At 59.1% G+C, this 12,345-nt stretch carries 12 protein-coding genes; 3 read left to right on the top strand and 9 right to left on the bottom strand.

Annotated elements, in window-relative coordinates; all coding sequences use genetic code 11:
- Positions 1-68: 68 nt before the first annotated feature.
- Positions 69-641 (bottom strand): TetR/AcrR family transcriptional regulator, encoded by a 573-nt coding sequence (locus J7380_RS09545; protein ID WP_209195520.1) that lies wholly within the window; start codon positions 639-641, stop codon positions 69-71.
- A gap of 100 nt (positions 642-741) precedes the next feature.
- On the opposite strand from J7380_RS09545, the gene J7380_RS09550 reads away from it, so the two are divergent.
- Complete coding sequence (locus J7380_RS09550; RefSeq protein ID WP_209195521.1) at positions 742-1,308, top strand: carboxymuconolactone decarboxylase family protein; 567 nt, start codon at positions 742-744, stop codon at positions 1,306-1,308.
- On the opposite strand, the gene recF is transcribed toward J7380_RS09550, so the two are convergent.
- The 7 genes from recF to J7380_RS09585 all read right to left on the bottom strand — a co-directional run bounded on the left by recF (position 1,305) and on the right by J7380_RS09585 (position 8,402).
- Positions 1,305-2,399, bottom strand: a complete 1,095-nt coding sequence (gene recF, locus J7380_RS09555) for a DNA replication/repair protein RecF (RefSeq protein WP_209195522.1) — start codon at positions 2,397-2,399, stop codon at positions 1,305-1,307. The genes J7380_RS09550 and recF overlap by 4 nt on opposite strands.
- 59 nt (positions 2,400-2,458) lie before the next feature.
- Positions 2,459-3,580 (bottom strand): DNA polymerase III subunit beta, encoded by a 1,122-nt coding sequence (gene dnaN / locus J7380_RS09560; protein WP_170353742.1) that lies wholly within the window; start codon positions 3,578-3,580, stop codon positions 2,459-2,461.
- 227 nt (positions 3,581-3,807) lie between these two features.
- Positions 3,808-5,193 (bottom strand): chromosomal replication initiator protein DnaA, encoded by a 1,386-nt coding sequence (dnaA, locus tag J7380_RS09565; RefSeq protein WP_209195523.1) that lies wholly within the window; start codon positions 5,191-5,193, stop codon positions 3,808-3,810.
- Between the two features lie 560 nt (positions 5,194-5,753).
- Positions 5,754-6,017 (bottom strand): 30S ribosomal protein S20, encoded by a 264-nt coding sequence (gene rpsT / locus J7380_RS09570; RefSeq protein ID WP_170351928.1) that lies wholly within the window; start codon positions 6,015-6,017, stop codon positions 5,754-5,756.
- A gap of 223 nt (positions 6,018-6,240) precedes the next feature.
- On the bottom strand, positions 6,241-7,017 hold the full coding sequence (locus tag J7380_RS09575) for an enoyl-CoA hydratase (protein ID WP_170353745.1): 777 nt from the start codon (positions 7,015-7,017) through the stop codon (positions 6,241-6,243).
- A gap of 66 nt (positions 7,018-7,083) precedes the next feature.
- Positions 7,084-7,935 (bottom strand): bifunctional DNA-formamidopyrimidine glycosylase/DNA-(apurinic or apyrimidinic site) lyase, encoded by an 852-nt coding sequence (mutM, locus tag J7380_RS09580; protein ID WP_209195524.1) that lies wholly within the window; start codon positions 7,933-7,935, stop codon positions 7,084-7,086.
- The gene (locus J7380_RS09585; RefSeq protein ID WP_209195525.1) at positions 7,893-8,402 is read right to left on the bottom strand and encodes a hypothetical protein; all 510 of its coding nucleotides are present in this window, start codon (positions 8,400-8,402) and stop codon (positions 7,893-7,895) included. The genes mutM and J7380_RS09585 overlap by 43 nt, the downstream gene beginning before the upstream one ends.
- A 336-nt stretch (positions 8,403-8,738) precedes the next feature.
- On the opposite strand from J7380_RS09585, the gene ubiE reads away from it, so the two are divergent.
- Together ubiE and ubiB are read left to right on the top strand one after the other, a co-directional pair.
- Complete coding sequence (gene ubiE, locus J7380_RS09590) at positions 8,739-9,491, top strand: bifunctional demethylmenaquinone methyltransferase/2-methoxy-6-polyprenyl-1,4-benzoquinol methylase UbiE (RefSeq protein WP_209195526.1); 753 nt, start codon at positions 8,739-8,741, stop codon at positions 9,489-9,491.
- Positions 9,492-11,021 (top strand): 2-polyprenylphenol 6-hydroxylase, encoded by a 1,530-nt coding sequence (gene ubiB / locus J7380_RS09595; RefSeq protein ID WP_209195527.1) that lies wholly within the window; start codon positions 9,492-9,494, stop codon positions 11,019-11,021. It begins immediately after the preceding gene.
- A gap of 97 nt (positions 11,022-11,118) precedes the next feature.
- Here ubiB and J7380_RS09600 read toward each other — a convergent pair whose 3' ends face one another.
- On the bottom strand, positions 11,119-12,294 hold the full coding sequence (locus J7380_RS09600; protein ID WP_209195528.1) for an acetyl-CoA C-acyltransferase family protein: 1,176 nt from the start codon (positions 12,292-12,294) through the stop codon (positions 11,119-11,121).
- Positions 12,295-12,345: the final 51 nt, after the last annotated feature.

Consider the following 12,345-nt stretch of genomic DNA (forward strand, 5'->3'; position numbering starts at 1 on the left):
CGTTTTCTGGTGGGGAATGTCACGCCATCCCCCAACATTTTGTGCTGTCACGGGTTGTTTTCAGCTGATCAAAGCCGATCCAGATCTGCAGCTATGTCCTCGGCAATTTCAACCGCATTCACGTCCCTGCGTTCGGCCGACAAACGCAGGCCCAGAATGTCCGACTGATAGCGCGCGGCAAGACGGTCAGGGTCATGGTCTGGCCCGATCTCTCCGGCCTGTTGCGCGCGCCGAAAGAGGGTGGCGAAACAGTCCTTCATCTCGGCCATGTGACACCCGGCCTTATCGGCCAGATCATGCCCTTTGGACTGCAGTTCGGCATAGGTTTTGGCCAGCATACAGGCCCGCGCGGGCATCTCGCGCTCGTCGATCACCACATGGGGTTGCGCCTTCAGCGCACGCAGCGGACCCATTTCATCCGCCATCGCCATCAGACGCGCCACGCCGTCCTGCGCGTATCGCTCCAATGTCAGCGCATAAAGCGCGTCCTTGGAGCCAAATGCCGCATAGAAACTGCCGGGCTTCAGATTCAGCGCGTGTTCGAGATCCTTCAACGAGGTTCCCGCCCAGCCTTGTTGCCAGAACAAATCCCGAGCCTGCGCAATCAGAGCATCGCGGTCATATGAAGGTTTGCGGGGCATTGCAGTCACCAATTCTTGAGCGTCCGCTCAAATATATACTTGAGTGATCGCTCAAGAAAGCCTAAATGTGATTCACGTCGCCAGAAACAGGAGCTTTGACATGGCAAACTTCCCCTCTCATGACCTCGAATCCGCCCCCGAAGGGTCCAAACCGCTGCTGGAAAAGTCACAAGCCGCTTTTGGTCGCCTGCCCGGCCTGCACAAGGTGATGGCCGAAAGCCCGCAGCATCTGGAAGGCTACCAGGTTCTGCACGGCCTGTTCATGCAGACGGATTTCGACAATGACGAAAAGACCGTCGTCTGGCAGACCATCAACGTTGAAAACGAGTGCCACTACTGCGTGCCCGCCCACACCGGCATCGCCAAGATGATGAAGGTCTCGGACGAGATCACCGAGGCGCTGCGCAATGAAACCCCGCTGCCCTCGGCCAAGCTGGAGGCGCTGCGCACCTTCACCCTGCAAGTGATGGAAAGCCGTGGCAACCCGACTGAGGAACAGCTGCAAGCCTTCTTTGACGCCGGCTACTCACATCGCGCGGTTCTGGATGTGGTGCTGGGTCTGGCTCAGAAAACCATGTCGAACTACGTCAACCACATGGCACACACGCCCGTTGACGAGGTGATGCGCGGCTTCTTGTGGGAACGCAAAGTCGGCGAGCCCGCCTAAGCGACGACCGAGCCCTCACCGCTGTCGGTAACGACCAGCGTCTGGGCCCGGTCCCCTAATTCGGAAAACAGCTCAGGCCCGGTGCCCGTCATCCAGGCCTGAGCGCCCAGCGCGCAGATCTCATCATAGAGCGCGGCCCGCCGCCCGGCATCCAGATGGGCGGCCACCTCATCCAGCAGCACGATCGGCGGAGCGCCCACCATCCCCGCCAACGCTCGCGCATTCGACAGGATCAGCGAGACCAGCAGGGCCTTTTGCTCTCCGGTCGAGCAATCCTTGGCCGGAACACCCTTGGCCGCGAACACGCCGTACAGGTCAGACCGATGCGGTCCCACCAAGGTCCGGCCCGCCGCCAGATCGCGAAACCGGCTTTCATTCAACGCCTCGCGCAGGTCCTCGACTGTGTCGGGCATCGCGCCTTCGGACTGTACCAGTTCCAGATCAGCGGATGGAAACGCGGTTTCGGCCTGCTCCTGCGCCGCACGCAAATGCTCCAAAGCCGCCAGACGCGCTGCATGGATGCGATGCCCGGTCTCGGCCATCTGCCCTTCCAACGCGGCATACCAATGGGCATCGCGCACCTGCTCTTTCAGCAGGCGGTTGCGTTCGCGCATGGATTTTTCATAGGTCAGCGAGGCCTCGGCATGAGAGGGATCAAAACTCAGCGCGATACGGTCCAGAAACCGCCGCCGCCCCTCGGCCCCTTCGATCCACAGCCGGTCCATCGACGGGATCAACCAGACCACCCGCGCCAGCTTGCCCAGATCAATCTGACTGGCCGCCTTACCATCAATCCGAACCTGCCGCGCGGCGCCGCCTTCGGACCATGTCTCGATCTCGTAGTTCTGCCCCTGCGCGTTTAGCAGACCTGACAGCTTCCACCCCAGCGCCTCGGGTCGTCGCGTCATCTCAGCGGCACTCGCCCGCCGCATACCGCGACCGGGCGAAAACAGCGACACCGCTTCCAGAATATTGGTCTTCCCAGCCCCGTTCGGTCCGTGAATCGCAACTGGCCGCCCATCCAGAGACAAATGCGCCAGCTTATGAGACCGAAAATGCGAGACCGTAAGCTCGGTCAGGGCCAATCCCATGACCCCTCCCTTCTTCTGTTCAAAAATACCTCCGCCGGAGGCATCGCGCGCCAGCGCGATCAGACGCGCATCGGCATAACCACATATACCGCGCTTTGATCATTGCCCTCGCGCATCAGGGTCGGATCACCGGCCGAGTTGAACAGGAACACCGCATTCTCACGGTCGACCTGAGATGCGATCTCCAGCAGGTATTTCGCGTTGAACCCGATCTCCAGCCGCTCATCGCCATAAGCCACGGCCAGTTCTTCCTCAGCCGCTCCGCTATCGGGCGCATTGACCGACAGAACCAGTTTATCCGCATCCAACTGCAACTTCACCGCGCGCGAGCGTTCGGACGAAACAGTTGCCACCCGGTCCACGGCCTGTGCGAATTCAGCGGCATCCACTTCCAACTGACGGGTGTTGCCCTGCGGAATAACGCGGGTGTAGTCGGGGAACGTGCCGTCGATCACCTTGGAGGTAAGCGTGATATCGGGCGTGGCAAAGCGCACTTTGGTCTCGCTGACCGACACGGCGATGTCCATCTCGTCATCGTCCAGCAGCTTGCGCAGCTCGCCCACGGTCTTGCGCGGCACGATCACGCCGGGCATATCCGCCGCCCCATCGGGCAGGTCCGCGTCGATGCGCGCCAGACGGTGCCCATCAGTGGCCACGCAGCGCAGCACCTTGCCGCCCTCGGACCCATCGGCCACATGCATATAGACGCCGTTGAGATAATAGCGCGTCTCTTCGGTCGAGATCGCGAATTTCGACTTGTCGAACAGCCGCCGCAGAAGCGCCGCCGAGGCGGTAAAGTTCGATTGATATTCCGAGGACGCCATCACCGGAAAATCCTCTTTCGGCAGCGTCGCCAGCGAGAAGTTCGACCGCCCGGCCTCGACCGTCAGACGTCCTGCGGCGCTGTCGGCAGTCAGCGTCACCAAAGCCCCATCGGGCAGCTTGCGCACGATTTCATGCAAAGTGGTAGCGGCCACGGTGGTCGCACCGGCCCGTTCGACCTGTGCGGGGGCCTTATCGACCACCTCGATATCCAGATCGGTGGCGCGGAACATGGCCTGATCGCCTTCGGCCTCGATCAGCACGTTGGCAAGGATAGGAATGGTGTTGCGCCGTTCCACAACGGATTGGGCCTGAGAAACGGCCTTGAGAAGGGTGCCGCGTTCGATGCTGATCTTCATACCCTCAATTCCTCTGACTTGCGTGCCGAAATGGGCGGGACTGGCACGTTAGCGGTTCCACCCTGAGGCACAAGGATTTTTTATGGATTTCTGAGTCGGATTGCCCAAGGCGTCAAGGGCCGCGTGGCCACGTGGGCACAGTTCATGGCCGACCGTGGAGATTTTCGCACAAGAAAACGCCCCGGGCGTGAGGAACCGGGGCGTTTTGGTGTTCATGCAGATGCAACCTACGCTTCGAGCGACCGGCGCAGCATTTCCACGTCTTCGGCGATCTGGCCGTCGGTGGTTTTCAGCTCTTCGATGCGCTTCACACCATGCATAACGGTGGTGTGGTCACGCCCGCCAAAGCGACGACCAATCTCAGGCAGGGACCGGCTGGTCAGCTGTTTACACAGATACATCGCGACCTGACGCGGGCGGGCATAGGACCGCAGGCGCTTGGGGCCAATAATATCGCTCAGACGGATATTGTAGTAATCCGAAACCTTACGCTGAATTTCCTCGACGGTGATCTTGCGCTCGGACGCGCGCAGTACGTCGGCCAGGCAATCCTGCGTCAGCTCCATGTCGATCTCACGCCCTACGAGCGAGGCAAAGGCAAACAGACGAGTTAGCGCGCCTTCCAACACCCGCACATTGGTCGAGATACGGTGGGCCAGAAACTCTAGCACGCCATCAGCGATCTGCAGATCGGGATAGGTGGTGCTGTAATGCTGAACCTTGTTCTGCAGAATGCCCAGACGCAGCTCATAGTCGGTGGGGTGCAGGTCAACGACCAGACCACATTGCAGACGCGACTTCACGCGGTCTTCCAGATCCTTGATCTCACCCGGAGCGCGGTCGGCAGAGATAATGATCTGTTTGTTCTGATCCACCAACGCATTGAAGGTGTGAAAGAACTCTTCCTGCGTGGAATCCTTGCCCGCGATGAACTGTACGTCATCGACCATCAGCACATCGACCGAACGGAACAGGTGTTTGAAATCCATCATTCGACGTTCACGCAGCGCCTGTACGAACCGGTACATGAACTGTTCCGCCGACAGGTACAGAACATTCAACTCGGGGCGTTTGGTTTTCAACTCCCATGCGATGGCGTGCATCAGGTGCGTCTTACCCAGACCGACACCGCCATAGAGGACCAGAGGGTTGAACGTCACCGGACCACCTTCGGACACACGGCGCGCCGCTGCATGCGCCAACTCGTTGGGTTTGCCGACCACGAAGCTGTCAAAGGTGAATCGGGCATCCAAAGGCGCCGCTTGCAGTGATTCCAGTGCCTCGCTTGATCCCATGGACATTCGAGGTTCCAATGTTTGTGCGATCTCTACCGAATTAGTTTCAGCAACATTCGCGGGCCGTGCGGTCGAATTGGCGGCAACCCGAAAGGCCAGTCGCTGGACGGTTTCTCCCGCAGTGTTCATCTCATACAGGATGAGATCTGCAAAATTCTGGCTCACATAATTGCCCATGAAATTGGTCGGCACCGAGAACACAGCGACACCGTCCTGGACCTCTTGGAACTGCAGAGGTTCAATCCATGTGGTGTAATTGTTCTTTCCGATCGCCTTGAGCAGTTTGTTTTGCAGTAGTCCCCATTTCTCTTGTGTCATTCAGCGCCTCACGCATCCCATTCTTTATTGGCCTGTCGGCCTTATTTCTATGTCCGGTCCCCCGGTATGCGCGTTCACTCGGACAAAGGGATCCCACCCACCGAATCAAATAGATTCGGCGCTTTCGTCCTTGACGGCGTGCATAACCCGAGAATCAGATGCCCCACAGCAGGGCACCCCTTTTTCAGGTTGCGCAACGCAATCTCAATTTTCGACAGGGCTGGACTCCTGGTCGTGCCAGGTCCCACAGCAGATCAGCAAATCGGTTGTCCCCGAGTTACCAACATTCGCCTCCTGATCATCCTGATGCCCGTCAGTCTGACCAAGGAAACAGCCTGTCCCCCCAAGCGAGTGAATCGCTGAGTTAGTGGTAACAAGAGGTCGGCAGTCGCTTCAACGAAACTCTGATATTGACTCGGGTCTGAGCACGAAAGAATCTCTCGGTTTCGTGAGGACGCGGTATTCTGGCAACAGCAGAAAGGGCGCCGCACTACGCGACGCCCCTTAAATAGTTCAGTCTTTCTTACGTGACCTAGGGTCACCAAGTATCAAAGCGCGACTCAGCCCAGCGCTTTGACGCGCGCCGACAGACGCGACATTTTACGCGATGCGGTGTTTTTGTGGAAAACGCCTTTGGTGACGCCGCGCATCAGTTCGGGCTGGGCAGCGCGCAGAGCTGCGGTTGCAGCGTCTTTGTCGCCGGATGCGATCGCTTCTTCGACTTTGCGCAGATAAGTGCGGATGCGCGAACGACGTGCTTTGTTGATTGCAAAACGCTTTTCGTTCTGACGTGCGCGTTTCTTTGCCTGGGGCGAGTTAGCCATGTGTCTCTGACCTTTGTTCGGTACGGTTATCTAGGGTTGCGCGCCACGGAATTATCCGCACCGGATCAGAAATCACGAGTGTGAGTCGGGCCAAGCGGGCCGCACGCGCATGTATAGCGGCGTGTACTATCCAAGTTGCAGGGGTTTGCCAAGCAGATTCTTGGCCGGGCACAGCAGGTTTGAAACAGGCGGGCATACGCCCGCCTTTCCCCACCTTGATTGCTTATTTGTCGCGGAACTGCGCCGCGCGCTTTTCCAGAAAGGCTGCCATACCCTCTTTCTGGTCTTCTGTGGCGAACATCGAGTGAAAGACACGGCGTTCGAACAACAACCCTTCGCTTAGCGACACTTCGTAGCTGCGGTTCACCGCCTCTTTCGCGGCAATCGCGCTCAGCTGCGATTTCTCGGCGATCTTTTGGGCTGCGGCCATTGCCTCTTCCAACAGCTTTTTGGCAGGTACGACGCGGCTGACAAGCCCGGCACGCTCTGCCTCTTCTGCGTCCATGAAGCGGCCGGTTAGGTTCATATCCATCGACTTGGACTTGCCGACAAAGCGCGTCAGGCGCTGGCTTCCGCCAAGGCCCGCAATAACGCCAAGATTGATTTCCGGCTGCCCGAACTTTGCGGTATCTGCCGCGATGATGAAATCGCAGATCATCGCCAATTCGCAACCGCCACCCAGCGCATAGCCCGCAACAGCCGCGATTACAGGCTTGCGGATGTCACTGACCCGGTCGTTGATATCCGCGAAAAGGTTCGTGGTGTAGACGTCCACAAAACTCATCTCGGACATTTCCTTGATGTCCGCGCCAGCAGCAAAAGCCTTGTCCGAGCCCGTAATGACGATGCAGCGCACCTTGTCATTCTTGTCGGCGTCTTCCAGCGCTTCGCACAATTCAGCAATCAACTGGCTGTTCAGCGCATTCATTGCGTCCGGCCTGTTGAGTTTCACAAGCGCGACGTGGTCTTCAATTTCGACGATGATCGTCTCAAAAGCCATGAGGTGTAAGCTTCCGGTTGTTCCGTTCAGATACGATTCATTATCACGCGCAAAAGCTGGATCAAGTTATCTTTGGCATTGCGCGCAATAGAAGGATGAGCGACCGGACTGAGTGATTCTTTTTATGGCGGCACCGCAACCTTCGGTGCGGCAGGGTTCGCCTTCGCGGCCATAAACGTCAAAGCTGTGCTGAAAATATCCAAGTTCTCCATCGGCTTGGCGGAAATCGCGCAAGGATGACCCCCCGGCCCGGATGGCGTCTTGCAGAACCTGCCGGATGATCGGAACAAGGGCCGCAATTCGGTGCGCCGAAATCTGCCCGGCTTTGCGACGTGGCGACACACCGGCGCGATAAAGCGCCTCGCACACGTAGATATTCCCTAATCCGGCAACGATTCCCTGATCCAGAAGCGCTGATTTGACCGGCGTGTTCTTGCCTTTGAACGCATCAACCAAGTGCTGTTCGTGGAAGTCGTTGCCCAAGGGTTCCGGCCCCAGAACCGACAGCAACTTGTGGTCCTCGGCCGTTGCAGTGGGCAGCAGATCCATCGCACCGAACCGGCGCGGGTCATTAAATGTCACTCGTGCGCCATTGGCCATGTGAAATACAACATGATCGTGCTTTTCCGGCATGGGATGCTCGTGAACAAATTGTCCAAGCGGGTCTCCGGAAACTGTCATACGCCCGGACATCCCAAGATGGATCAACAGGGTTTCGCCACTGCCAAGATCAGCCAGAATGTACTTTGAACGCCGCCGCAACCTGTCCACGCGCTGGCCTGTCAAACGTTCGGCCATTCGATCCGGAAAAGGCCAGCGCAGGTCCGGGCGGTTCACGTCCGCCCGTTCGATCACCACGCCTTCCATCGCGGGGCTCAGCCCACGGCGGACCGTTTCGACTTCGGGAAGTTCCGGCATGTGCTCTCCTGATTTGCTGCCAGCGCTTGTTCCAGCGCCTGCACCATTTCATCATGTCCGGTAACATATTTCAGAATACGCGCTGTCTTCCCATCTGAAAAACGCAGCACGTAGTTCCCATTGCGCCTCAATCTGATCTGGCAGAGCTTATTCAGATCATAGGTCCGACGCTGAAACAGCGGACTCATGGTCGTCAGCTCGGCCCCATCGATCGAAGTCGAATTGGCCAGATGATAGATCAATGTGTAGATCACCAACCCAACAAGTCCCAGCTTGATCAGCACCGCAGTTTCAGCATCCTTGACGGGGATGAAGATCTCGTTCGGAGCCAGCTCGGGCCTGATGAACCCGATAAAGAACAAAACGGCCAACACCAAAATCGTAACAACGATAACGCCCGGCGTCGTGCGAAATGTCATACGGGTCAGAGAATGTTGTGCAGGTCTTTCGCTGCCGGCGCGCAGCATTGATTCTTCCAATATATCCTTGGGGAAATGACGTGCTGCGGCATCCATCTTGTCACCGAACCCTTTCGCCCGATGGAATCGCATGAAAGTTTGAAAAACGGCACGAACGCGCCAGATAATAAAGGCAAATGACAGGACCACGCCTGATACGGCTACTAAACTCGAATAATTCGACATTTGAATCTAACTTCTTCTAAAACTATCTGCATCTTACACCGCGACTAAGGAAAATATGTGGCACGCCGGACGGTTCCGTGCACCTGCTACCTTTTCGCGCGATTGTCTTCCCCGCCGCGCGGCCTATAAGGATGAGCAACACAGACAAAGGCGTCTTACATGTCCGACTCCAACGACAAAACCACACATTTTGGGTTCGAAACCGTGCCCGAGGCGGAAAAAGCGGGCCGCGTGCAGGGCGTGTTCAATTCGGTCGCCTCGAAATATGACGTGATGAACGATGTCATGTCGATGGGCATCCACCGGGTCTGGAAAGACGCGATGATGGATTGGCTGGCCCCCCGCCCCGGTCAGCGGCTGCTGGATGTGGCAGGCGGCACCGGAGACATCTCGTTCCGCTTTCTCAAACGCGCGGGTCACGGCCACGCCACCGTGCTCGACCTGACCGAGCCGATGCTGGTCGAAGGCCGTCAGCGCGCCGAGGCTGACCAGATGTCGGACAGCCTGAACTGGGTGGTGGGTGACGCCATGTCCCTGCCCTTCGAGGACAATACGTTCGACGTCTACACGATCTCGTTCGGCATCCGGAATGTGACCCGCCCACAAGAGGCGTTGAACGAAGCCTACCGCGTGCTGAAGCCCGGCGGCCGCTTGATGGTGCTGGAGTTCAGCCAATTGCCGAATGACGGGCTGCAAAAGCTCTATGACCTTTACAGTTTCAACGTCATCCCGCGCATGGGCAAACTGATCGCCAATGATTACGACAGCTATCAGTATCTGGTGGAATCGATCCGCAAATTCCCCGATCAGGAGACGTTCCTGAACATGGTCCGTACCGCCGGGTTCGAAAACGCCAAATACCGCAACCTCAGCATGGGTATCGCCGCGCTGCATTCCGGCTGGAAAATCTGAATGCGCGGTCCTCACAACATCATTCGCCTGATCCGCACAGGTGCCACGCTAGAGCGCACGGGCGCCATGAACGTGGTTCTGGACGCGTTTGAGGCTCCGCGCGCGCTGCGGTTTGTAGCACATGCCCTAGGCAAGCCGTTTCAATGGTTGGGCTACAAGGGCGATCCCGACATGCCGCCCGCCACCCGCGCCCTGACGGCGCTGGGTCCGGCCTATATCAAATTCGGTCAGGTGCTTTCGACCCGCCCCGACGTGGTCGGTAACGAGCTTGCAGAACAGCTGCGGGTTCTGCAAGACAAGCTGCCGCCTTTTTCCAAGGCCGAAGCCATGGCCGAGGTCGAAAAAGAACTGGGCCAACCCGTATCCGAGATTTTCGACGAATTCAGCGACCCGATTGCCGCCGCCTCAATCGCGCAGGTCCACAAGGCCAAGCTGACCAGCACCGGTGAGGACGTGGCCGTCAAAGTCCTGCGCCCCGGAATCGAGCGTGCCTTCCGCAAGGATGTGGACGCCTTCTATTTCGCCGCCCGCATCGTGCAGCTCTGCGCCCCGGGCGCACGCCGCCTGCGCCCGATGGAGGTGATCGAGCACTTCGACGGCGTCGTGCGGGGCGAGTTGGACCTGCGGCTGGAAAGCGCCGCCGCTTCGGAATACGCCGCCAACACCAAGGATGACTCAGGATTTTGGCTGCCGCCGGTGGTCTGGTCCCTATCTGCGCGCCGGGTGATGACGCTCAGCTGGGCCGATGGTATCCCGCTCGGGGATAACGACGCGCTGGATGCCGCAGGCCACAACCGCCGCGATCTGGCCGAACGCGTGCTGCGCCTGTTCCTGCTGCACGCCCTGCGCGACGGCTATTTCCACGCCGATATGCATCAGGGCAACCTCAAGGTCGCCGCCAATGGCGATATCATCGCCTATGATTACGGCATCATGGGCCATATCGACGAATACACCCGCCGGGTCTATGCCGAGATCCTTTTTGGCTTCATCCGCCGCGACTATAAACGCGTGGCCGAAGTCCATTTCGAGGCCGGCTATGTCCCCGCCGACCGGGACGTCGACGAATTCGCCCGCGCCCTGCGCGCGGTCGGCGAGCCGATCTTCGGCATGGACGCCACCCATATCTCGATGGGCCGACTGTTGAACTATCTGTTCGAAGTTACCGAACGCTTCGGCATGGAAACCCGGACTGAGCTGATCCTGCTGCAACGCACTATGGTTGTGGTCGAGGGCGTCGCGCGGTCGCTGGACCCGCATATGAACATCTGGGAAGTCGCCCGCCCCGTGGTCGAGGATTACATCAAGAAATCCATCGGCCCCCGTGCGGCGCTGCGCGATTTCGGAAAAACGGCGATGGTTCTGGCCCGGTTCGGCCCGCGCCTGCCCGCTTTGGTCGAAAACGCGCTGATCGCACAAACCCAGAAAGAAGACGCCAAAGCGTCCCGCATCTGGTCCGCCGCAATTCCCGCCTCCATCGGCGCCGCAGCAGGTGCGGCGCTTGTCCTGATCGTAACGGCACTCAGCTAACGCGGGTCCGCCTCTTCATCTGTCCAAAAATATCCTCGGGGGGAATCGCGCCCAAAGGCGCGATGGGGGGCAGACGGCCCCCCATCAACGTCTCAACTCAGAGACGCTCAAAGGCAATCGCGATCCCCTGACCACCGCCAATGCACATGGTGATCAACGCCTTGGATCCCCCAATCCGCTCCAGCTCGTACAGCGCTTTCAGCGTGATGATCGCCCCGGTCGCCCCCACCGGGTGGCCCAGCGCAATCGCGCCCCCATTCGGGTTCACCTTCGCCGCGTCCAGCCCAAGCTCCTGATTGACTGCCAAAGCTTGCGACGCAAAGGCCTCGTTGCTTTCAATCACGTCGAAATCTTCAACCGACAGGCCGGTGCGGGCCAGCAGGTTCTGCACCGCAGGCACCGGACCAATGCCCATCACCTCGGGGCGCACGCCCGCATGACCATAGCCCAGAATACGCGCTTTCGGCTTCAACCCGGCCTTCTCGGCCGCGTCAGCCGTGGCCAGAACCATCGCCGCCGCCCCGTCATTGATGCCTGACGCATTGCCTGCTGTCACCCGACCATCTTTCTTGAACGCCGGGCGCAGACCGGCCAGTGCTTCGATCGAGGTCGCCTTGGGGTGCTCATCGACCATAAAGTCCACCATGTCACGCCTGACCTTGACCTGAACCGGCGTGATCTGACTGTCAAAATATCCGGCCTCAATGGCCGCAGCTGCGCGGGTCTGGCTGGTCAGGGCGAACGCATCCATCTGCTCACGCGTGACCTGATGCTCATCGGCGACATTCTCGGCCGTCACACCCATGTGACCGGTGCCGAACGGGCAGTTCAGCGCGCCCAGCATCATGTCCAACGATGTCACATCGCCCATCTTCGCGCCCCAGCGCGCCTGTGGCACGATATAAGGGCTGCGCGACATGCTCTCGGCCCCACCGGCCACGGCAAATTCCGCATCGCCCAGCATCAGCGACTGCACCGCCGACACAATCGCCTGCGCGCCCGAACCACACAGACGGTTCACGTTCATCGCGGGGGTTTCAACTGGGATACCCGCCTGTTTCGCAGCCGCACGCGACAGGTACATGTCGCGCGGCTCGGTGTTGATCACATGGCCGAACACGACATTGCCGATCTGGCCGCCCTCAACACCCGACTTCTCCATCGCGGCTTCGGTCACAACGGTCGCCAGGTCAATCGGTGCAGTCGAGGCCAGCGCCCCGCCAAATGTCCCAACAGCCGTGCGGGCCCCATCCAGAATGACGATATCTTTCATGTCTCTTCTCCCAATTGGATTTGGCGGCACTATGCATCTGTGCCGTCAGGC

Origin of the sequence: Ruegeria sp. R8_1 (assembly GCF_017743815.1) — a bacterium.
Lineage (GTDB): Bacteria > Pseudomonadota > Alphaproteobacteria > Rhodobacterales > Rhodobacteraceae > Ruegeria > Ruegeria lacuscaerulensis_A.